Genomic DNA, 24282 nt, shown 5'->3' on the forward strand with positions numbered 1-24282 from the left:
GCGTTTTGCTTTTCATCTCAACTGTACTCCCGCCATCGCTCGTAGTCCTCGTTTCGCTGCACTCCACTGCGGGCTAACCGCTCTGTCGGGTTTATTGTACAAAAGCCGGTGATTTAACACAAAGCCTGTTTATGCGTTGGCGATAGACCATTAATACGGTTACCAACCCTGCCACCTAAACCCGACCGAAGTGAAAAACCCGGAGCCAGAGGTACGAGGGCGAGGATTTGAAACAAAGGGCGGGACAATCGGAACCGAAAAGCACTGTATTTGCTTTCCAAAAGATGATTAGGCTCGAAGATGCTCAATACTGATAAAAATATGGAGATCATCTGCTAACAACTATATCCTAAATGTTTTTTTATTAGGAAATGAGCGTTTTGCTTTTCATCGCAACTGTACTCCCGCCATCGCTCATAGTCCTCGTTTCGCTGCACTCCACTGCGGGCTAACCGCTCTGTCGGGTTTATTGTACAAAAGCCGGTGATTTAACACAAAGCCTGTTTATGCGTTGGCGATAGACCATTAATACGGTTACCAACCCTGCCACCTAAACCCGACCGAAGTGAAAAACCCGGAGCCAGAGGTACGAGGGCGAGGATTTGAAACAAAGGGCGGGACAATCGGAACCGAAAAGCACTGTATTTGCTTTCCAAAATCTATCATGCTAAAACACTTCTATTCCACTATGATCTAGGCAGGGAAATGAAACAAAAAAACGGCTTGAGCAATGCACAAACCGTTCACCTAAACCTACATCTAACTCAAAAAAAGAGCGTTGTTAAGGAATGATGTAAGATAGCACAGGTAAGATCGAGAGATAAACATCATCCATTTTCCACCCCACATTATCCATCTTCTTACATCTTCCATCCTACATCATCCATCCTACATCATCCATCCCCCATCATATCCCCTTCACATCCTTCCTCACTTCTTTTCTCCAGGCTTTCCCATATTTTTTATCCATAAAAGAAGCGACTACTTTATTATAATCTTCAATCCTGATGGCCGAAGGTCCTACACAACCCAAATCCTGATAGACTACACCATATTTTTGCTCAAACAACTCCTGGCCTTTAATGCGTATTGATGCAATCCCACCCTGAATCAGGAATTTAGGTTTTCCCTTTTTAATATCGGCATTGGCCTGTTTAATGCTTTCTGTTTTAATGCCATCAACCATCAACGAGGCTTTGGCACTGAAGCGTACTGAAATCAAACATAGAATCAGCAAAATTAAAATGTAATTTTTCATGAGATAAATGGTAAGTTTTAATTAGAAATCTGAAAATTAATAGCCATATTATACCGTACCCGTACCGGAACACCTTTGTTTTTGCCAGGTTTCCAAAGCGGCGATTTTTTGATCACTTTTATTGCTTCTTCATCACAACCAAACCCGAGCCCCCTGAGTACTTTAACATCTGTAACAGAGCCATCTCTTTCTACCACAAAGCTTACAAATACCTTGCCCTGAATATTTTCATCTTGCGCCTGATACGGATACCTTAGGTTACGCTCCATATATTTAGACCAGGCTTTGGCACCGCCGTTAAACTCCGGGTATTCATCAACTCCTATAGCATCTATAATCGCATTTGGATCACCGGTACCTTCTCCATCCTTTGCTGTACCCGTACCATCGCTACTGCCTTTATTATCGCTGATGACCAAATGAGGTGCAACAATACCATCTTGCGTTTTATCGCTGATCACTGCATTTTCAATCTCTTTAATGGTTGGCGGATCAGGAAGATCTACTTTATTCACTACAACTACCTGTGATGGAAGTGCAATGGTTTTGACTTTAACCGGATCAGCTTTTGCGGGTTCAACCTTTTTCTCAGGTTCAGGCGTTTTCGGTTTCATTTGGTGAATCACCTGAGTTAAATCAATAACCTTTGCCTTTTCTACCACTACATCTTCTTTAGGGAAAACCTTGTTATAAATCAAAGGCGAAAAACAGGCCAGTACAAATAAACTGCCTGATACGAAAAGTACCCTCGTCATAATCGACGATGATTTGGATCTTAAATCGTAAGCACCATAGTTTTTGTTGCGGTCTGCAAATACAAGATCAAGCCACTCGGTCTTGTATACGTTAATTGAAGAGTTGAACATAGCTTTTATTTTTATAGCATGATGCAACAAAATCTTCAATTCCATAAAACATCCGAAAAATCTATTTTCGTTACAAAAAATGAAATTTCTCACCTGAAAAACATTTTTTTATTTCATTTTCAATAAAACTGATATAATTTTTGTGATTATTTTACTTGAATTGATAAAATATGCTATTTTTGACAAAAAACATAACGAATTAATGAAAAGCTTAAGAACCATCGCATTAAAAGAGGCTCAAAACAGAATTTCGCCTGAAGTTAAATCTCCTTCTGCTAAAATTTCTGACTTTTTTGGCGCTAATGTATTTGATAAGAAAAAAATGAGAGATTTCTTATCTAAAGACGTGTATGAGAAATTAATTTCATCTATCAATCAAGGTGAGTTAATTAATGCAGACGACGCAAACCAGATTGCTACTGCCATGAAATCATGGGCAATGGCTGCCGGAGCAACCCACTATACACACTGGTTCCAGCCTTTAACCGGCACTACAGCCGAGAAACACGATTCGTTTTTTGAGCCTAGCGGTGAAGGTGCAATTGAAAAATTTTCAGGCAGCGCTTTAGTTCAGCAAGAACCGGATGCATCTAGTTTCCCTAACGGTGGTATCCGTAACACTTTCGAAGCCCGTGGTTATACTGCCTGGGATCCTTCATCTCCAGCCTTCATTATGGAAAGCAAAGCAGGTAAAACCCTTTGTATTCCTACCGTTTTCGTATCTTATACAGGCGAAGCCTTAGATTATAAAGCACCTTTATTAAAAGCCTTAGCTGCTTTAGATAAAGCTGCTGTTGATGTTTGCCAATACTTCGATAAAAGCATCACCAAAGTAAATGCTTCTTTGGGTATTGAGCAGGAATATTTCCTTGTTGATGAGTCGTTGTTTAACGCCCGCCCTGATTTATTGTTAACCGGCCGTGCATTATTCGGACACATGTCTGCCAAAGGTCAGCAATTAGAAGATCATTACTTCGGTTCAATCCCTGAGCGTGTATTCACTTTCATGGTAGATTTTGAAAATGAAGCCCTGAAATTAGGTATTCCTTTAAAAACCCGTCACAATGAGGTTGCTCCTTCTCAATTCGAGTGCGCACCGATTTATGAAGAAATCAACTTGGCGATCGACCACAACCAATTGTTGATGGATTTGATGGAAAAAGTTGCCCGTCGTCACCACTTCCGTGTTTTATTACACGAAAAACCATATGCAGGTATCAACGGATCAGGTAAACACAACAACTGGTCGTTAATTACCGATACCGGTAAAAACTTATTGGCACCAGGTAAAACGCCGAAAAACAACTTAATGTTCCTTGCTTTCTTTGTGAATACCATTAAAGCAGTAAGCGAGCATGCAGATTTATTACGTGCAAGTATTGCATCGGTAAGCAACGACCACCGTTTAGGTGCAAACGAAGCGCCACCGGCAATTATCTCTATCTTCTTAGGTTCACAATTGAACGATGTATTAGATGAGATTGAGCACTCACGTATCAGCAAAAAAATTAAAGAAGATAATGCACTTTGGTTAGGTATCCCTAAAATCCCTCAGATTTTACTGGACAATACCGATCGTAACCGTACCTCTCCTTTCGCCTTTACAGGTAATAAATTTGAGTTAAGAGCGGTAGGTTCTTCTGCAAACTCTTCTGCCCCGATGACGATCTTAAACGCGATTATGGCTGAGCAGTTGATTAAATTCAAAGCTGAAGTAGATAAATTGATCAAAAAAGGTGATAAAAAAGACATCGCCTTGTTAACGGTGATCAAAAAATACATCAAAGAATCTAAATCAATCCGTTTCGAAGGTAATGGTTATAGTCAGGAGTGGGAAGATGAAGCTGCTGCACGCGGTTTATCAAACATCAAAACCACACCAAAAGCGCTAGATGCTTATTTAACTGAAAAATCGGCTGAGTTATTTGCAACAACCGGTATTTACAGCTCGCGTGAAATTCATGCCCGTCATGAAATCATGTTAGAAAACTTCTACAAAAAATTACAGATCGAAGCACGCGTAATGGGCGAAGTAGCCAATACGTCTATCATCCCTGCTGTAATTGCTTACCAAAATTCATTAATCGAAAACATTAAAGGATTAAAAGAATTGGGTATAGACAGTAAGTCTTCTTTAGAAATCGCTAAAAAACTATCTGAGCACTTAGATATCGTGAAAACCAATATCGATGCGATGTTAGAAGAACGTAAAGTAACCAACAAATTGGAAGATACCCGTGAAAAAGCGATTGCTTACGATGAGAAAGTTAAGTCTTACTTCGATACCATCCGCTACCACGCTGATAAGCTGGAGCAAATTGTTGATGATAGCGTTTGGCCTTTACCAAAATTCAGAGAATTATTATTCATGAAATAAGAAAGGCTTAAGCTTAAAGGTTTAAGGCGTAGGGTTTACTCTACGCCTTTTTTTGTTTTCATAAATCCGTCATTGCGAAGAGGGACGATGAAGCAATCTTACGACGATCGCTATACATATATCCATTAACTTATATGTCATTAAATCCTGAACGCGGTTAAAGATTTAGGAAATGCTAAAAATTAGCATCCTCCCTCGTCTCGTCATCCTGAACTTGTTTCAGGATCTAAAACGTATAATTACAAAAGGCATTTTTTTGGAAAGCAATACCCCTGCTCATCGGTTCAGATAGTCCTGCTTTCCTTCCTGCTGTAGAATCTTTCAACGACTCAAATTCATCCTTAACAGCATCCATTCAATCAGGTTTATTTAACATAAGGCGGTGCAAAGAAAAAGCCAGCAACAACGAACCAAACTTAGTATCATAAGCCCGATCCGATAGGTACCGGATGTACGGATGCCGTTTTATCCAATAATTATTTTCTATCCAATAAATTAAAACGGCAGGAGGAAAAGCGGGGCTGCTGGCTCCTATGAAAACCTACCTTTCACTTCCAAAACTTTTCAATTATACTAATAAGAAAAGCCGTGCAAGTAAAAACCCCTACTCCATACCGATATTGGATGTATCGACTCCGGACTTCTGACTCCCGACTTCAGACTTTCTATCTTCTCCCCTTTTACCTTCCACCTTAAACAACTATCTTTGCGGCAACATGAGTGATAACAGGTACAATCAACGTGGCGTTTCTGCCTCAAAAGAAGATGTGCACAATGCCATCAAAAACATCGATAAAGGAATTTTCCCAAAAGCATTCTGCAAAATCATTCCCGATATTTTAGGTGGTGATGAGGCATACTGCAACATCATGCATGCTGATGGCGCAGGTACCAAATCATCGTTAGCTTATGTGTACTGGAAAGAAACCGGCGATATTTCGGTCTGGAAAGGAATTGCACAGGATGCCATTATCATGAACATTGATGACCTGATCTGCGTAGGTGCTACCGATAACATCCTCTTGTCATCAACCATCGGGCGTAATAAAAACCTCATTCCCGGTGAGGTAATTGCCGCCGTAATTAACGGTACGGAAGAAATTCTGTCCGATTTACGTGAACAGGGCATTACCATTTACTCAACAGGTGGTGAAACAGCCGATGTGGGCGATTTGGTTCGTACCATTATTGTCGATTCTACCGTAACCTGTCGCTTAAAGCGTGAAGACATCATCAGCAACGATAACATTAAACCTGGCGATGTCATTGTGGCATTAGCCTCTTCGGGGCAAGCGACTTACGAAACCGAATACAATGGCGGTATGGGTTCAAATGGCTTAACTTCTGCCCGTCATGATGTTTTTGAAAAATCAATCGCCAATACCTACCCTGAAAGTTTCGATCCGGCAGTGCCATTTGACCTGGTTTTCTCAGGAGGCAAAAAATTAACCGATGAAATTGAAATTGAAGGCCATGGTAAAATAACCGTTGGCAAACTGGTACTTTCGCCTACCCGTACCTATGCGCCCGTGATTAAGCAGATTTTAGAGAAACACCGCAATCAGATTAATGGTATTGTACATTGCAGTGGTGGTGCCCAAACCAAAGTGCTTCACTTTATCAATGACGATATCCATGTTATAAAAGACAATTTATTCCCTGTTCCCCCGCTGTTTAAGCTGATCCAGGAACAATCAGGCACCGATTGGAAAGAAATGTACAAAGTGTTTAATATGGGACACAGAATGGAACTTTATGTTCCACAGGAAATTGCAGATAACCTGATCGAAATTTCAAAAAGTTTTAATATCGATGCCAGAATTATTGGCCGTGTAGAAAAAGGTAACCAAAAGCAGGTAACCATTGAGAGCGAAAAAGGAACATTTGTTTACAATTAAACTAAATTATTCCATCAACTATAGCCCTGAACACATCGTTTAGGGCTTTTTTTTTGGTTCTCATCCCTGGTCTGAATACTCCATTTCGGTCGATTTATGCGTTGTCCCCAACTTAATTCAATTGTTATATATTCGGGATATTGAAGCGTTGGAAAGTCGATTGGAAGTCGTTGCCTTTGAGTCGATCAAATCATTATGATTAGCTTTGCTGAGCAACCGTGGTTCCCACCTGAGCGGGTCTAAGAATAGTCGGATGACGATCGCTGAAACATCAATAATGCAATAAATCTATTACAATCTGCAAAAGTCATATCTGTATCATAAAAAGATTTATATTAGTTCTACCAATCAACAGAACATGAATTATAAAAAGACCATCGTAATAGGCCTAATGGCTTGCTTTATATTGAGCCTGAGCGCTTTTATGCCTAAACCCGAACCGGAACCAAAAGCAAAGAATTTAAAGGTATTGCCCAAAGATATCAGCAAGGAAGAACTGGATAAAGTAATGGACGATTTTAAGCTTGCCTTAGGCGTGCGATGCAGCCATTGCCACGCGCCGATGAAAGACAATCCCAGAAAGCTTGATTTTGCCAGTGATGAAAAACCTGAAAAGGAAACTGCCCGGGAGATGATGCGCATGACCGCTAAGATCAATAAGAAATATTTTCACGAGGCCATGAAAGAAGGCAACACTATTGCAAAAATCGCCTGTATCACCTGCCATAATGGTAAAACTGAACCAGCGAAATAAAAATATGGTCAATAAAAAAATACTATTAAAAGCAAGAAGCCTGATCAAAAATCAGGCTTCTTGCTTTTTAATCTTGCCACAAATTTATGAAAGGTACTTTCTTCTCCATCAGCTTTCTTTTCCTGATAAAGAAAATCGAGCTTATGTTCATCAAAAGTTTTGAAGAAAGTATCCCAATCTGTTTCTTCTAAATCAGATTTTCTATCGCTATGTTTAGGAAAATGTATCCTTTAAACACCTCCCTCACTTTTTTTAGCTGGATCTGAAACTATAGCAGGTACACCACTATGTTCTTCCGCTCATGCTTTAATGGTGGCATGGTTATGGGCTTGTTTTAAACCTCTCATCGTTTATAAATTAGTTTTGAATAAATAGGCTAACTATAAAATCGCATTCAGGCGGAAATGGTTTTAGGTTTATAAAAAAAGCCCCAACCTTTCAGCTGGGACAATTTGGATGTCGTTAATCTCAGTATCAGTTACAAATATTTAATGGTAAGATACGGAGCTAAAGGCATTCATAATGCCAATAGAGGTTAAACCCATGGTGTAACTTCCGGCCTGTATTCCCATATTTCCATTATAGTGTATACGGTTTTCCATACCAGCACTATAGCTATTATATCCTTGAGGAATTTCAACATCATAATACATATAATTGGTAACTGCTTGTTCGGAGATCGGATAACTTACTTTAACATAAGAAACTCGGATAATAACATTTCTCGGTAAAGGTAAGGGGGTGCTTAACGATGAGTCACTAAAAAATTCAATATTTACAATATCATCATAAGATTCATTCCAATCGTCCATTTGATAAATCTCACCTCGGGAGGTGCTTACCTTACAATATATAAGCTTATATAAAGCATTAACCCCTTCTATATCTCCTTGTGAAAGAAAACTATTGTAACCCCACGTAGAGCCATCTTTTCTGGTCATTTGTGGCGCTGTATTTGAGCCGACTCTAGCTTCAGACACACTCGAAGGATATAACATTACGGAATTATAATCAAATGTTCCTATCTGAGATCCAGACTTTCCAAGTACATCATAGGTTTTGTATTGATCTATCCAATCATTATTAATGTTATTGAAATCAATGTTAATATATTGATCTCGATCAGTTCTGGTTTGTTCATGCATTAATCCCACGGCATGACCAATTTCATGAATAACCGTAGATTTATCTGCACCAGTGGATAATCTAATAAGTTGCTGTCCACCCACCATACCTAATTGTGAATCTCCTCCTCCATTGGGTGGAGCTCCTTGAAAATTCACATAATTAGCTTGGTTTGTGCGCTGTACAAAATGTATTGGCGTGCTAGCCTCCCAATCGCTCATCGCATTTAAAATATCTGAACTATGTGTGGCATCATTGATGACATAGTAAACAATACCACCTGGCCACAGTTTTTGAAAATCAGCTGTAAATGTGCTTTCTGTTGTTGCAACCTTATTATTACCAACCTTATTAAATTCTAAATAAGCAATTTGGTCTTTGGATAAAATTACATCTCCTCCAACAACATATTCTCCTCTGCTGTTAATTTGAACTGTGACCTGTCCACCATTCTTCAAATGATAGGTAATAACTTTTCCCCGAGTGTTTTGAGATTTTTCCTGCTGCACGGAAGTTTCTTTTTTACAAGAGCTGATCAAAATAACGAGCGCTGCAAGGGCGTAATAGATTTTTTTCATGTTTAATTGTTTTAAAAATTAATTCATATTAATTGATGTTAAACGGTAAAACAGTAAAGTTCTTCTTGAAAAGCACGAAAGTTGGTTATGGAATTCAATTAGATCAGGAGAGAAAAACTGCTTAAAGCAGATGACAATCTAATCAGTGAAAAGAATATTTCAGAGAGAGCGTGCATTTCATCATTTTTTTGTTTTCCATTCTAAAAATACAGATTTACTATTAAGAAATAGTTATATTAAATGAGATAATTATTATTACACGCAATACTACTTAAAACTATCATTTAGTAGATAACCCTTTGCGATATTCTTTCAGACCACTATTATAATGATACTGTAAGTTCTTGTGAGCTTCTGGTTTAGGTCCTATGCGCTATTAAATTGTAGATGATAAGTAGATGCACGAACTTAACAAAGTATATTTCAGATTTCTAGCCATCTAATCCGGACGAATTTTACGCAAAAACCCCAATCGTTTGATTGGGGCTTTCTCTTAACTTGCTTTTTGATTAAAAAGTATATCGTAATCCTAATTGGATACTGTAAGTACTAGTCGGAGTTACTAAATCTTGAAATGCATCAGTTACCAATTCATTACTGATATTGGCCATTCTATATGTTGGCCTATTAGTAGTGGCGTTAACACCTTGAGAAACCAACGGATTGTTTAGCACAGAACGTTGATAGGTTCCCCAGTTTTTATTAACCAAATTGGCAGCGTTGATAATATCAGCACTAAACTGAAGTGTTTGTTTGCCTGATTTACCAGTGTTGATGAAGATATCTTGTAAAAACCTAACATCAACTCTATGAAACCATGGCAATAAGGCAGCATTTCTTTCCGCAAATTTACCTCTGTTTTTGCGTAAATATGGAGAGCTTTCTATAAACTGATTTAAAGCTGCCTCTTGTTGTGCAACAGTAAATGTTTTTGCTGAAGTACCACTTCCAACAGTGTATTGTTGAAAAATGGTTTCACCAGGTCTTGGTATATACATTAAATCAGATGAACTGTTCGAATCGCCATTAATATCACCATTTACAACAAAGCTATAAACACCTTGGTTAGATCCTTCGTAAAAGATAGATAACGTTGTTGCTAAATGCTTAAGATATTCCTTACGATAAGATAAGTTAGCTACAACACGATGAGGAATAGCATATGCGGAATTTCCTAACTCTTGAAAGTTAGACGTTGCTACGTTAGGATTTGTATTCCAAACAGAAGAAGCCTGGCTACCAGGATTGGCAGTGATTTCTTTAGCCATAGAGTAAGTATACGCTGCAGAACCAGAAAATCCATTTGAATAAGATTTACTGATTTGGGCTGTTAATGAAGTAGCGTAACCTCTGGCTGAATTTTCAAGAACGATTGCTGAAGTTATTGCACTGTTTAATCGATTAGAACCAATAATGCGAGGACGAGTTAAATCGCCTTCTAAAACAACCCCATTTGGATTTGCCAAGTTTGCGTTACGCATCTTAACCGCATTGATATCTTTAGTATATAATCCATCGAAAGTTAACATGTAACCATCACCAATATTTTTATCAATACCTAAATTAACTCTAAAAACTTTCGGAAACTTAAAGTTCTCATCCATGAAAACAACGTTAGCTGGAGATGATGTTCCGGCAGTAGTTGGAAATAGATTAGCATAAGCATTAGGGTTAGCATTTAATTTGATATTGGCTAACTGCGCGACACCTGCAGCTGTATTGTTATTGATCGCACCACCAAACTGATACATACCTGTGTTGGTAGGAATATTAGTTAAGAATACAAACGGAATTTTCCCGGTAAAAACTCCCATTCCACCTCTAAATACCAAAGATTTATCGTTAGAAGTTGCCCTGAAGCCTACTCTTGGCGATAACATGACGCTACTTTTTGCCCATTTAGCTGTACTATAACTTCTTAATGTTGTATTGTCATCAGCATAAAAATTCAGCTTAGATGTTGCTGGATTATTTAACGGATCTTCGTGATAAATCGGCATATCCGCACGCAAACCAAAAGTAAATTTCACATTATCGCTTGCATTATATTCATCTTGGATATATGCTCCAGCTTGTCCAATTTTAAGTTGGGCAGAATAAACCGCTGGTGTGTTAGGTATAAGTGAATAAGTATATGCAAAATAAACAGGCGCCTTATCTGTGATTAAATCATTGATAGAATTAAATACATAGTAACTATTAGCCGGTGCCATAAACATGTTACCAACTTTTTGATATTCATAAGTTAAACCTGCGGTAAAATTATGTCTACCTGCATTATAAGTAATGTTATCAGTAAAGTTATACACATCATTAACAACATCGTTATTTAGTGTATAAGGATCCATACCAGCAGTTATGATATTACTACCTGTCGCTCCATCATAGATATCAATAGTTGGAAAAATTTCACCAGGATATCCACGAGTAGCTTTGTTTTTGGTAAATGCTAACAATAACTGATTAGACCATTTATTATTCAATCTACTATTTAATTCTAAAGTTCCGCTTCTGGTAGTATTTAAGAAGCCATAGTTAGAGTTGGCATATGAAAAAGATTTTGGACCAAATCTGTTATTAGGAGCTCTTGAAATGGTACTAGACTGACCTGTAACTTTGAAACCGCCACCATTCGGGATACTGGTAGAGTTTAGTTGCTGATCATCAGTACCTCTAAAATCACTAAACTTTAATGTCAGTTTATTACTGTTGTTAATGTTCCAGTCAACTTTAGCTAAGATTTTATGGTTATCTCTTGCAAAAGCAGGAAAATCTTGATAGCTGCCAGTTTCATAACCAAATTTAGATTTTAGATAGTCAGAAACAGTTTTCAAATCAGCAACAGTTGTAGAAGAAACCGTACCTGAGCCAGAACCGTTGGTTGGATAAAATGCAATACCCGGTGCTAAATTTTCTTCTTTTTCAGCGTTTACAAAGAAAAACAACTTGTTCTTTACAATCGGACCACCCAAAGTAAAACCATAAGTTTTTGATTTAGAAGCCACTATTTGAGAACTGATATCAGTACCTTTAACATTTTTACCTAAAAAACTTTGATCTCTGTATAGACCGTAAGCACTGCCATGAAAGGAATTTGTACCGCTTTTTGTTACCGCACTAATGTTAGCTCCGGTAAAACCAGCTTGACGAACATCATATGGAGCGATATTCACCGAAATCTGATCATATGAATCCAAAGAAATTGGCTGAGATCCCCCACCTGGAAGTGGATCAGTGTTTAAGCCAAAGTTGTTGTTTAGGTTTGCACCATCAACCTGGATATTATTATAACGGGCATCGCGTCCACCGAAACTATTACTTGCTAAACCAGAACCAGCTTGAGGAGTTAATCTCGTAAAATCAGAAATACTTCTTGAAATTGTCGGTAATGATGCTAACTCACGACTAGAAATATTCGTACTGGCACCTGTTTTCTGAGCATTTACTTTTTTTGTACCTTGAACACTAACTTCAGCTAAGGTGTTACCTGAGTCATCCAGTTTATAGTCCAGCGTAAAGTTCTCGCCCAATTTCAGGAAAATATCTGAAACTTTACCAGGTTTGAACCCTATGTAAGTAATTTCTACAGAATAAGGGCCACCTACTCGCATATTGTTTATTGCAAAGCGACCATCATTGCTCGTCGAAACAGTATAGGTTGTTCCGGAAGGTGTGTGTATTGCCTTAACCGTTGCACCTGGTAGGATGCCCTTGGCATCCTTAATTGTTCCGGTCATTGATGATGTAGTCACCTGTGCGTTTGCACCAAAAGCAATACCTACAAATGCAACAATAACCAGTACTAATCTTAAAAGTAAAGATTTCTTCATACTTTGATTTTTAATTTTTTTTGTTGTTAATGATAATCAAAAGGGATTTTGTAGCTGCAAATGTCCTAATAAAATTTAACAGATTTTAACATTCAATGTTAAATAATTATTAAGTCGGTCATAATTTTTCAACATTTAACATATATGACATCAATTACAACTTTCAGTTTATCAATACATTGATTGGAAAACTAAATTTTTAACAACAAAACCAATAGTTGCTTAATATTTCGACACAAAAATTAAATTAACGTTGGTATTTTTCTAATAATACATATCAACAATTATTTTTTAAGCAATAACATGGCTGTTATTTAACTTTTTATTCAGCTACCCAAATATAATTTTGTAAATCAGGGCGATTATGTCTTTCGTTTCCAAAGAGAATGAGGTTAACCATATTCAACCATTGTAAATTTTAACTGATATCTGAATATTGGCTTAGTCAATTGACATTTTTTTTTTAGTTTTGGACGATGGTTAACGGAGTAGCCTCATTCAATTTTTGGTAATGTAAAAGTTTAAAGCCCGATTATCAAGATTGAAACAGACCTCTTCACTATGCACGTTATAAAAACTGAACATTAAGAAACAAATATCTTTAAACGGATCGGAAGCGCAGGCCAAATTAATATCCATTATATTCCGGCAAACTCCCGTCTGAAGGATAAATAACAAAATAGAAAAAACAGATGAATTACGACGTTATTGTTTTAGGCAGCGGCCCTGGTGGTTATGTAGCTGCAATCAGAGCTTCTCAATTGGGACTAAAAGTAGCCATTGTTGAGCGTGAATCATTAGGTGGTATTTGTTTAAACTGGGGCTGTATCCCTACTAAAGCGCTTTTGAAAAGTGCTCAGGTTTTCGAATATATTAATCATGCTGCTGATTACGGAATTACTACTGCAGGTGCTACCGCAGATTTTGCTGCTGTGGTAAAACGCAGCCGTGGTGTGGCCGATGGCATGAGTAAAGGCGTTCAATTTTTAATGAAAAAAAATAAAATTGACGTGATTATGGGAACTGGTAAAGTAAAACCAGGAAACAAATTAGAAGTTAGAGGTGCTGACGGTTCTCAAAAAGAACTGAGTGCAAAAAATATCATCATTGCAACGGGTGCCCGTTCAAGAGAATTGCCTAACCTGAAACAGGACGGCAAAAAAATTATCGGGTACCGCCAGGCCATGGTACTCCCTGAATTACCAAAAAGTATGGTAGTAGTAGGTTCTGGCGCCATCGGTGTAGAGTTTGCTTATTTCTATGCTACCATGGGAACTAAAGTAACCATTGTGGAGTTTATGGAAAACGTGGTTCCTGTGGAAGACGAAGACGTTTCAAAACAATTGCTACGTAGCTTAAAGAAAACCGGTATCGATGTAATGACCTCTGCAAGTGTGGAATCTGTTGATACCAGCGGCGCAGGATGCAAAGTTTCGGTTAAAACAGCTTCAGGCATGCAAACCATCGAAGCTGATATCGTGCTTTCAGCAGCTGGTATTGTAGCCAATATCGAAAACATCGGCTTAGAAGAAGTAGGTATCAAAACCGAAAAAGGCAAAATCGTTACCGATGAGTTCTACAATACTTCGGTTAAAGGTTATTACGCCATAGGTGACGTAGTTGGCGGACAAGCTTTAGCACACGTAGCTTCTGCAGAAGGTATTATCTGCGTAGAGAAAATTGCGGGTCAGCATGTGGAACCGTTAGATTACAACAATATCCCTGGATGTACCTATTGCACACCTGAAATTGCTTCAGTAGGATATACCGAAAAGGCAGCTAAAGCCGCAGGTTATGAATTAAAAATCGGTAAATTCCCTTTCTCGGCATCGGGTAAGGCTAGTGCTGCAGGTGCCAAAGATGGTTTTATCAAATTGATTTTCGATGCCAAATACGGAGAGTTATTAGGCGCGCACATGATCGGCGCCAACGTTACCGAAATGATTGCCGAAATTGTGGTAGCACGTAAACTGGAAACTACCGGACACGAAATGATCAAATCTGTTCACCCTCACCCAACCATGAGCGAAGCCATTATGGAAGCTGCAGCTGATGCCTACGGAGAAGTGATCCACTTATAAGGTAGAAGGTTTAAAGGTAAAAGGCGTAAGGTGCCAAAAACCTAAGTAAAACCGGTATATCCTAAAAACCCTTTAGTTAATCCTAAAGGGTTTTTGTATTTTTATAGTCCATTTTTCGTAAACCCTAAACCCTAAACCCTAAACCCTAAACCCTAAACCCTAAACCCTAAACCCTAAACCCTAAACCCTAAACCCTAAACCCTAAACCCTAAATGAATCTCCATACCATAAATACCGGTTTATTTAAATTAGATGGTGGCGCCATGTTCGGAGTTGTACCTAAAGCCATCTGGCAAAAAACCAATCCTGCTGATGCAAACAATCTTTGCACCTGGGCCATGCGCTGCTTACTGATAGAAGAAGGCAATCAACTGATTTTAGTTGATACCGGGATCGGAAATAAACAGGATGAGAAATTTTTTAGCCATTATTACCTGCATGGAAACGATTCCCTTGAAAAATCACTGGCACAGTTGGGTTTCGGAACAACAGATATTACCGATGTTTTCCTTACCCACCTTCACTTTGACCATGTTGGCGGGGCAATTATAAGAGCAGGTGAAAAATTGATACCAGCTTTTAAAAATGCCAGATATTGGAGCAACGAAAAGCACTGGAAATGGGCAGTTGAACCCAACGCAAGGGAAAAAGCCTCATTTTTAAAGGAAAACATCTTACCGATACAGGAAAGCGGACAGCTAAATTTTGTGGCCGAACAAGAGAATATAGCATGGCAGAAAGATATCAATATCACTTTCGCTTACGGCCATACCGATGCCATGATGTTGCCAAAAATAAGCTACAATGGCAAAACCATTGTATATATGGCTGATTTGTTACCTTCAGTAGGTCACCTGCCCCTGCCTTATGTAATGGCCTACGACATGTTTCCTTTAAAAACCTTAACAGAAAAGCAGGCGTTTTTGGAAGAAGCGGTAGAAAACAATTATATCCTATTCCTGGAGCACGATCCCATTAACGAGTGCTGCACTTTAAAACGTACCGAAAAAGGAATACGTGTGTCAGAAACCTTTAAGCTAAGTGAGATTTCATGATCAGGCGCGCCAAACCAGAAGATGCAACGCAAGTTGTACCGCTGTTACTTCAAGCCATGGCTGAGCTTGCGCCAAAGCTAACCCAAACTCAAGATCAGAACACCATTAACCGCATCTTTGAATATTTTTTTCAACAATCAGGCAATCAGTACAGCTACGAAAACACCTTGGTTTTTGAAGAAGCTGACAAAGTACTCGGCTCATTAACTGCTTATGACGGAGCAAAGCTGCTTGAACTCAGAAAGCCATTTTTAACTTATCTGGGTCAGCCTGATATTACGGATGATCACCTGGATACAGAGACACAAAGCGGAGAGTTTTATCTCGACAGTATCAGTGTAAATGCCAGTGCCCAGGGCAAAGGTATAGGCAAACAATTAATTAAGGCAGGCCTTGCCTGGGGAAAACAATCGGGGCATCAGAAAATTGGCTTATTAGTTGAGCAAAATAATGCGCGGGCCTTGAAGCTCTACCAGCAAATGGGCTTTAAAATCCAAAATGAAAAGGAGTTTATGGGCGGCAGCTACCACCATATGGTATTTAACGTTAAATAGCAAAAGGTAAATTACATCAGAAATCGCCGTTTTCGGACAACGAAGCAATTTTTAAGTGTAAGCGACTAGCGATCGTAATAAAGTTGTTTCTCAGGCTGAAAAACCTGCTTATCATGACGAATTTCTCAAATATTAAAACCGCGGAAGAAATGGCGACATTAAATTATCAATAACAATGGTTCGATCAGCATCTCCTTGTATCCTTCCTTCCTTCCTTCCCACCACACCCTAAACGCCATCCGCCAAACGCCAAACTTTTTTTCACAATTTATTTGTATTTAATCTAAATAATGCCAATTTTTGTAGCCGATGGAAAAAGCGTGTATAGATATTAACCAACTCGTTAACGTATTCTCAAATACCCACGGTTCAATTTATCAGTCAGATAAGTTAAACTGCTTTTATGTAGATTTTGGGGGGAAGTTTGCACGCTATAATTGCCTTACGCTTCAAAAATTAAAAGCTGTTGTAGAACAGATTGATGTTGAAGCACTCCTTTTAAATACTCAAAAAGCAGATTTCGAATTGGTTACCTTTAACGGCTGCGAACATATCTATTTATTAAGTGCCCTCGAAATCATTGCATTAAAAGATTTACTGCAAGGCACATTTACCATGTTTAAGCTTAACCATATCATTAGCGACTGCCTTTACAGATTGGTTTACTAGTTTATTGTTGGTTCATTGGCCATTGGCAACTCAATACGTCATAGTAAACTTGTCTCAATATCTATCTAAAAAGATCCTGAGATAAACTACCACTGACGTTATTTCAAAATCATTTATTAATGATCGACTTATGGAACTATGCATTTCCATCCCGCAAGGCCATACCACTGAATCTACGTTCTACTTAAATCCGGCCTAACAAATTTTTCGGGTTCCACTGACCAGGCCTAGCTACTGGCTTTGAAAGAAAACGGCGTAGCCCTCATGAATGCAGCTGAAAAATATAACAACAAATGAATAAATTTTCAGCCGGCATTTTATTAATGGCTGTCTACTGTTTTTTATCTGTATTAATGAGCTCGGCAATGCCTCGGTTTTGTTACTTTTCGATGTCAAAATTAAAAACCCTTCGGCGGCGGTAAGTCGAGGCAAGACTAAGCTGTTTGGCATAAAAAATCAGTTACGTCATTTATATCGATTTTTATACAATAAATTATCCATCAGGATGACGATTGCCTATGGAACTGAAAACTGCTAACCAAAAATTGCTATTGAAAATTGAAAACTCGAAACTAGAGCCACAAATCAACTCAATACGTCATATAGAACTTGTTTCAATATCTATCTAAAAAAATTCTGAGATCAACTCAGATGACATTGCATGGGAAATTGAAAACCATCAATTGGAAACTGTCAACTGAAAATTGCAAACTGCGAACTGAAAACTGCCAACTGAAAACCAATCATTATCCCGCTGATTCTCAACTCCTATCCGTTTGCCATTATCCTTCAATTTTTCATCCTCCATTTTATATCTTACATCATCCACCCTGCTTATTTAAACTGATTACAAATAATTAATTATCAGCAATTTAGACTAATTTCATATTGCAAATAAATTAGAATCCAGAACAAATTCAGTTTACATTTGTATTGTTATTAAAGTACAGAAATATGAAAGATCTAATGCGTATCAAATGTTTAATATCTCAGGATATCGAAACATTATTAAACCAGCAAATTAAAAAAGAGGCTCACTCTTCATCATTATATTTATCCATGTCATCCTGGTGCGATCAAAATGGCTTCGATTATTCAGCAGATTATTTTCTAAAGCAATCTGAAGAAGAAAGAGTACACCAGCTTAAATTATTCAAATATGTATTGGATATGGGTGGAAACGCCATCTCTCCTGAAGTGAGCGGAATTAAAACAGACTTCGCCAGTTTCAGAGAAGTTTTTGAAGATGCTTTGGAGGCAGAAATTGCCATCACCCAAAGTTTCAAAAATATTGCAGCAAAATGCCATAAGGAACAGGATTTCGTAACCATGGAATTTTTGAACTGGTTCCTGAAAGAACAACGCGAAGAAGAATACAAAGCACGCAGAGCTTTAGAGTTGTTCGAAGTAATTGGCGAAGAAGGTACCGGAAGATGGGAAATTGATAAACACGTTAACAAAATTTCTTACTCAGAAGAATAACAACAACAAAACATATATTGAAAAGCTATCCTGAAAAGGGTAGCTTTTTTTTCACTTAGAATCCCTGTGAAGGATCGTCATTGTCCCGAAAGTTCAGGAAAGCAATCTTACAACGATCGCTAAAATCTATAGTTATAAGATTACTTCGTCGGCTGAAAAAGCCTTCTCGCAATGACGACTTTTCCTTGAGAACCCTCCATTTCACCTATTTCCGCCGGGATGATAATCTAATAAAAAAGAAAAGCCCCGGTTTTCCGGAGCTTTCTTGGTTTTAGGTTGTTTGGTTTATGTTGATTATGAATAAGTCTTGAAGTTTTTATAAAAAAAGCGCCGTTGCCAGCGCTTTTTTTAAACCAAATATATAATAATAATTAACGAGCATTACAAAAGTACTAAATCTCATCAAAATAACAAGTGTTTTTATTAAAAAAGTTTAAAATAATCCAAAAAAACTTAAAAAAAAGAGATTTACACTTAGAAAAACGTATAAAAATGGAATATCAACTAAATATTAACACATACAAACAATATTTTAACAATAAAAAATAGAAATTAATCGGATAATTAAATTTAAACACTCCATAATAATAAATTATTTAGGAAATAAAGTCAAAAAGAACAATAACTTACAAAGTTTATGAAGCCATCTCATCAAAAACCGATGAAGTCACCAGATCATATCACAATATTCAAAAGCTACCAGAAAAAAAACATTTAAGGCAGGTATCAAATCACTTTTAAAAAAACTGCAAACCGAAAATCGCAAACCGATAACCGATACCAGTTTTTTTTCTAAATTTGCCCCTTTCACAAATAACAGTATGATTAAGAGACAGCAAATTAAAGATTTATTAAATTCGACAGCATTTGACACAGAAGTAACGGTTATGGGATGGGTAAGAACTTTCCGTAATAATCAGTTTATTGCTTTAAATGACGGATCTTGCATGGGCAATATCCAGGTAGTGATCGATTTTAATAATCTACCTGATGAGCTCTTGAAAAGAATCACAACCGGCGCAGCCATTTCTGCAACAGGCAAATTGATCGAATCGCTTGGTAAAGGTCAAACCGTAGAGATTAAAGCCACCAATGTAGAAATCCTTGGCGATAGCGATCCTGAAAAATTTCCTTTACAGCCTAAAAAACACAGTTTAGAGTTTTTACGTGAAATTGCACACCTGCGTTTCCGCACCAACACCTTTAATGCCGTTTTTAAGGTGCGCCATGCTTTGGCTTTTGCCATCCACCAGTTTTACAACGAACGTGGCTTTGTGTATATGCACACGCCGGTAATTACAGCCAGTGATGCCGAAGGCGCAGGCGAAATGTTTAAAGTAACCACTCTCGATTTCGATAACCCGCCCCGTACTGAAGATGGTAAAGTAGATTTCTCGCTGGATTTCTTTGCCCGCGCCACCAACTTAACCGTATCGGGTCAGTTAGAAGGTGAATTGGCAGCCATGGCTTTCGGTAAAATTTATACTTTCGGGCCAACATTCAGGGCCGAAAACTCAAATACCACACGCCATTTGGCCGAATTCTGGATGATTGAGCCCGAATTTGCTTTTGCCGACCTGGAAGACAATATGCAGCTTGCAGAAGACATGATGAAGTATGTCATAAAATATGCTTTGGATCACTGCAAAGAGGAGTTAGAATTTTTAAATAACCGCTTAGCTGAAGAAGATAAACAAAAACCACAAAACGAGCGCAGTGAATTGGGTTTATTAGAAAAACTTGATTTCTGCCTGGCAAATGATTTTGAACGTTTAACCTATACAGAAGCCATCAGAATTTTAAAATCTTCCAAGCCAAACCAGAAAAAACAGTTTAAATACCTGATTGATGAGTGGGGAGCTGATTTACAAAGCGAGCACGAACGTTACCTGGTAGAAAAACACTTTAAAAAACCGGTAATCTTAACCGATTATCCTGCAGATATCAAATCGTTCTACATGCGCCAGAACGAGCCGGATGTCGAAGGAAGACAAACGGTTGCCGCCATGGATATCTTATTCCCGGGCATTGGCGAAATGATCGGCGGATCGCAACGTGAAGAGCGTTTAGATCGCTTAACGCAACGCATGGAAGCTTTAAATATTCCGCAGGATGAATTGTGGTGGTACTTAGATACCCGTCGTTTCGGGTCCGCACCACACGCAGGTTTCGGTTTAGGCTTTGAACGTTTGGTATTGTTCGTAACCGGAATGACCAACATCCGCGATGTAATCGCTTTCCCAAGATTCCCGAAAAACGCGGAGTTTTAGGGTTTAGGGTTTAGGGTTTAGGGTTTAGGGTTTAGGGTTTAGGGTTTAGGGTTTAGGGTTTAGGGTTTAGGGAAGAACAAATAGCCCTACTCAAGGTTTCAAATTTTAATAATTTGAAACCTTTTTTTTGTTAAATATCGCCAACTGAAACCTTCTCTATCGCCGTGCTCTAAAAGAAACTTCTAAAGCGGAGAGATAACGCCGATCTTTAGCATCCGAAAGGGAGTAACAGGTGAATGATATTGTTTTTAACCTTTGAAAGATTTCGATTATACTCAACCCGACAACATTTATGTATACCCAAAGGATATCGCTGATGCTTTGAACGGCCTTGGTAGCTCAGATCGACAAAATTTAAGTATATCTAAACAATATTGCCTTTGGAAAATTTATCTCCTGACCGTCCCAGCGGGACGATTCATCGGTAGCCAATTGTAAAATTGGCGTTTTCGTTCCGTAGGAACGTTTGGTGATTTTAACATTGATTCTTTCCCTGTTTTGGCCACCTAAACCTGATTGACGCGAAAAGCCCGAAGCGAGGAACGAGTGAGGCTTGTAGCAAAAAGCAGGACTGAACAATCCTAAGTACTGCTACCCGTGCTTTCCAAAAACTGACGCTATATTTCCAATGCTTTATCAATACTCATATACCCTGAGACCTTACAAGCCGACCCTACAACTGCCATTCCGCTACAAACCATGCTTTACTCCAGCTAAGCTTACGAAGTTATGTCGACGCTCAACCTATTAAACTTTGCAAGAATCCTATCTTCCATCCTCATGTATGGTATCTCCGTACGGATTGGCATGCGAATAATCTACTGCAGATACTTTATAATCAGTTGGGGCAAAACTTTTTGAAGTACTTAGTGCCATGCCTAATTCGTAACGGGTTGGATAAGGCGTTTGCAATAAACTACCCGCCGGGATATACGGAAAGGTTTCTAAATAACTCTGCATCACACTCGGACTCACCCTTCTGTTGATATAGGCCCGGGTTAACTGATGCGTTTCCCTTAAACCCGCAGCCCCAAGCAATTCTACCGCGCTGGCCACCGTCAGGTTGTGGAAGTTTTTAACACGAACGGTTTTATCTTCTACCACCAAACCTTTCATTAAACTCGGATCCTGCGTAGCCACCCCTGTTGGGCAGGTATTGCTGTTACACTCTAAAGCCTGAATGCAGCCAAGGGCAAACATCATTCCGCGTGCGGCATTACACATATCAGCGCCGAGGGCAATATTCTTAACCAGATCGAAACCGGTGGCCACTTTGCCCGAAGCAATAATTTTGATGTGTTTTTTCAGATCAAAACCATTTAAAACATCATACACAAAAGCAACCCCTTCGCGCAATGGCATACCCACCGAATTCGAAAACTCCTGTGGCGCGGCACCTGTTCCGCCTTCACCGCCATCAACGGTGATAAAATCAGGATAAATTCCGGTTTCTATCATGGCCTTACAAATGGCATAAAATTCACTTTTACGACCAATACACAGTTTAAACCCTACGGGTTTACCGCCAGATAAATCACGTAATTTTTTCACAAACTCCAACAAACCGATAGGCGTATTAAAGGCTGAATGTGCGGGTGGCGACAGTACATCTTTACCTTCCGGCACCAAACGGATCCTGGCTACTTCTGGTGTTACTTTTTTAGCTGGCAACATCCCCCCATGCCCTGGTTTGGCACCTTGAGAAAGTTTAATCTCGATCATTTTTACCTGGTCTGCCTGTGCCCGCTCGGCATACGCATCATAATTAAAAGTACCATCGGCATTTCGGCAACCGAAATAACCTGTACCAATCTGCCAGATTAAATCGCCTCCCGGCTGTCGGTGGTAATCACTGATTCCGCCTTCGCCCGTATTGTGCGCAAAATTACCGAGTTTGGCACCGCCATTTAAAGCCAGAATGGCATTCTGACTTAACGAACCAAAACTCATGGCTGAGATATTATAAATGCTTGCAGAGTAAGGTTTCTTGCAATCTGGTCCGCCGACGGTAACACGCGGATCCAGATTTAATTCATGATGCGAAATGGCAGCAATACTATGGCTCAACCACTCATAACCATTTTCGTAAACATTTAACTGTGTCCCGAATGGAATTGTATCGTTATCGGTTTTGGCTCGCTGGTAAATCAGCGAACGGTTTAACCTGTTGTAAGGTGTACCGTTGGTATCACTTTCTACGAAATACTGGTATACTTTAGGTCTCAACTCTTCCATAAAATACCTTAAACGCCCAAAAACAGGATAATTTCTTACAATGCTGTGCTTAGGCTGGTATAAATCGTAAATACCGAGCAGTACAAAAGGACCTGTAAAAATAAAAGTCCACCATAAAAAGGGATGATAAAGCCCAAGCATAATGGTTAGGGCAATTAAAAATGCGGCGATCGCGACGAAAGCTTTTCTCATAAAATCAGATTAGCGTATGTTTTGTAAATACAAAGATTAAGATTATTAAACAACTGACACTACTAAATTGTTATTTTTACGCTATGCTTATTAAGATTTATCCAGAAAACCCTAACGAAAGGGCTATAGAACAGGTTGTTGAAGTACTTAAAAAAGGAGGCCTGATTATCTATCCGACCGACACGATATATGGTTTGGGCTGCGATATCACCAATCCTAAGGCTATCGAAAAAATCTGCAGAATACGTGGGATAAAACCCGAGAAAGCCAATTTCTCTTTCATCTGCCACGATTTAAAACACATTTCTGATTACATAAAACCCATTGACAATACCACTTTCAGGGTTTTAAAGAAGGCACTTCCAGGTCCTTTTACCTTTATTTTCAATGCCAATAACAACGTACCCAAATTATTAAGTTCCAATAAAAAGACGGTGGGGATACGTGTACCCGATAATAATATTGCCCGCAGTATTGTAAAAGCGCTGGGTAACCCCATCCTCTCAACCTCCATTAAAGATGACGATGACGTAATTGAGTATTCTACCGATCCGGAATTGATTCATGAGAAATATGAAAATCTGGTGGACATTATTATTGACGGCGGTTATGGCGACAATGAGGCCTCTACCGTAATCGATTGTACTACTGGCGAGTTCGAAGTTATTCGTGAGGGAAAAGGAAATATCGAGGAATATCTTTAACCCACATATTTTATTGATCTTACACCAACCACCAAATCGTCCTGCTGAACTTGTTTCAGCATCTAAAATAGCAGTAATCCATTGAGTGAAATCCGATGGCTATCAGATCGGGGTTGACGATCAGCAAATAAAGCTTTCATCAACCACCTTAAAACAACCTGTTAGCCGAATTTAAGTATTCAGCTAAGTGGTATTATTTTTTGAAAGTGAGCGATCCGATGCGATATGGCTGCCCCCTGCCCTGCTTTAAACGCCAAGTCCTCATCCGATGAAGGATTGGATCAGGCTTTGTAAGCAGGTTTATAACTACCAGATACAAACCTTTGTATGATAAGATCTGCGTTTATCTGTTAA

General features: G+C 38.7%; 16 protein-coding genes. 10 read left to right on the plus strand and 6 right to left on the minus strand.

What is annotated here, in order from left to right; all coding sequences use genetic code 11:
- Positions 1 to 907 precede the first annotated feature (907 nt).
- Together ACIQXP_RS00065 and ACIQXP_RS00070 are read right to left on the minus strand one after the other, a co-directional pair.
- A complete protein-coding gene (locus tag ACIQXP_RS00065; RefSeq protein WP_387504500.1) occupies positions 908 to 1258 on the minus strand; it encodes an FEKKY domain-containing protein in 351 nt (116 codons plus the stop codon).
- A 17-nt stretch (positions 1259 to 1275) separates the two neighbouring features.
- On the minus strand, positions 1276 to 2124 hold the full coding sequence (locus ACIQXP_RS00070) for an energy transducer TonB (RefSeq protein ID WP_293743582.1): 849 nt from the start codon (positions 2122 to 2124) through the stop codon (positions 1276 to 1278).
- A 202-nt stretch (positions 2125 to 2326) separates the two neighbouring features.
- On the opposite strand from ACIQXP_RS00070, the gene ACIQXP_RS00075 reads away from it, so the two are divergent.
- Positions 2327 to 4501 carry a glutamine synthetase III family protein gene (locus ACIQXP_RS00075; protein ID WP_293743583.1) on the plus strand — a complete coding sequence of 725 codons (2175 nt, stop codon included), beginning with the start codon at positions 2327 to 2329 and terminating at the stop codon, positions 4499 to 4501.
- 226 nt (positions 4502 to 4727) lie between these two features.
- On the opposite strand, the gene ACIQXP_RS00080 is transcribed toward ACIQXP_RS00075, so the two are convergent.
- Positions 4728 to 4856 carry a hypothetical protein gene (locus ACIQXP_RS00080; protein ID WP_387504499.1) on the minus strand — a complete coding sequence of 43 codons (129 nt, stop codon included), beginning with the start codon at positions 4854 to 4856 and terminating at the stop codon, positions 4728 to 4730.
- A 361-nt stretch (positions 4857 to 5217) separates the two neighbouring features.
- Between ACIQXP_RS00080 and ACIQXP_RS00085 the strand changes: the two genes are divergently transcribed.
- Positions 5218 to 6399 (plus strand): AIR synthase-related protein, encoded by a 1182-nt coding sequence (locus ACIQXP_RS00085; protein WP_387504498.1) that lies wholly within the window; start codon positions 5218 to 5220, stop codon positions 6397 to 6399.
- A 358-nt stretch (positions 6400 to 6757) separates the two neighbouring features.
- Complete coding sequence (locus tag ACIQXP_RS00090; RefSeq protein WP_387504497.1) at positions 6758 to 7153, plus strand: c-type cytochrome; 396 nt, start codon at positions 6758 to 6760, stop codon at positions 7151 to 7153.
- Between the two features lie 488 nt (positions 7154 to 7641).
- Here ACIQXP_RS00090 and ACIQXP_RS00095 read toward each other — a convergent pair whose 3' ends face one another.
- The gene (locus ACIQXP_RS00095) at positions 7642 to 8856 is read right to left on the minus strand and encodes a M12 family metallopeptidase (protein WP_387504496.1); all 1215 of its coding nucleotides are present in this window, start codon (positions 8854 to 8856) and stop codon (positions 7642 to 7644) included.
- Between the two features lie 509 nt (positions 8857 to 9365).
- The gene (locus ACIQXP_RS00100) at positions 9366 to 12686 is read right to left on the minus strand and encodes a TonB-dependent receptor (RefSeq protein WP_387504495.1); all 3321 of its coding nucleotides are present in this window, start codon (positions 12684 to 12686) and stop codon (positions 9366 to 9368) included.
- 692 nt (positions 12687 to 13378) lie between these two features.
- On the opposite strand from ACIQXP_RS00100, the gene lpdA reads away from it, so the two are divergent.
- The 6 genes from lpdA to asnS all read left to right on the plus strand — a co-directional run bounded on the left by lpdA (position 13379) and on the right by asnS (position 20797).
- A complete protein-coding gene (gene lpdA, locus ACIQXP_RS00105) occupies positions 13379 to 14767 on the plus strand; it encodes a dihydrolipoyl dehydrogenase (RefSeq protein ID WP_090985358.1) in 1389 nt (462 codons plus the stop codon).
- 212 nt (positions 14768 to 14979) lie between these two features.
- Entirely contained in the window at positions 14980 to 15822 is an 843-nt protein-coding gene (locus tag ACIQXP_RS00110; RefSeq protein ID WP_387504494.1) for an MBL fold metallo-hydrolase, read from the plus strand.
- Entirely contained in the window at positions 15819 to 16376 is a 558-nt protein-coding gene (locus ACIQXP_RS00115; protein ID WP_387504493.1) for a GNAT family N-acetyltransferase, read from the plus strand. The genes ACIQXP_RS00110 and ACIQXP_RS00115 overlap by 4 nt, the downstream gene beginning before the upstream one ends.
- Positions 16377 to 16685: 309 nt before the next feature.
- A complete protein-coding gene (locus ACIQXP_RS00120) occupies positions 16686 to 17045 on the plus strand; it encodes a hypothetical protein (RefSeq protein WP_090985352.1) in 360 nt (119 codons plus the stop codon).
- A 954-nt stretch (positions 17046 to 17999) separates the two neighbouring features.
- The gene (locus ACIQXP_RS00125; protein WP_387504492.1) at positions 18000 to 18527 is read left to right on the plus strand and encodes a ferritin; all 528 of its coding nucleotides are present in this window, start codon (positions 18000 to 18002) and stop codon (positions 18525 to 18527) included.
- 821 nt (positions 18528 to 19348) lie between these two features.
- Positions 19349 to 20797, plus strand: coding sequence for an asparagine--tRNA ligase (gene asnS / locus ACIQXP_RS00130; RefSeq protein ID WP_293743096.1), 1449 nt, complete (start codon positions 19349 to 19351; stop codon positions 20795 to 20797).
- A 765-nt stretch (positions 20798 to 21562) separates the two neighbouring features.
- On the opposite strand, the gene ACIQXP_RS00135 is transcribed toward asnS, so the two are convergent.
- Positions 21563 to 23224 carry an FMN-binding glutamate synthase family protein gene (locus tag ACIQXP_RS00135; protein ID WP_387504491.1) on the minus strand — a complete coding sequence of 554 codons (1662 nt, stop codon included), beginning with the start codon at positions 23222 to 23224 and terminating at the stop codon, positions 21563 to 21565.
- A gap of 83 nt (positions 23225 to 23307) precedes the next feature.
- On the opposite strand from ACIQXP_RS00135, the gene ACIQXP_RS00140 reads away from it, so the two are divergent.
- Positions 23308 to 23928, plus strand: a complete 621-nt coding sequence (locus tag ACIQXP_RS00140) for an L-threonylcarbamoyladenylate synthase (RefSeq protein ID WP_387504490.1) — start codon at positions 23308 to 23310, stop codon at positions 23926 to 23928.
- The last annotated feature ends 354 nt before the right edge of the window (positions 23929 to 24282 follow it).

The organism is Pedobacter suwonensis (genome assembly GCF_044762335.1).
Taxonomy (GTDB): Bacteria; Bacteroidota; Bacteroidia; order Sphingobacteriales; family Sphingobacteriaceae; genus Pedobacter.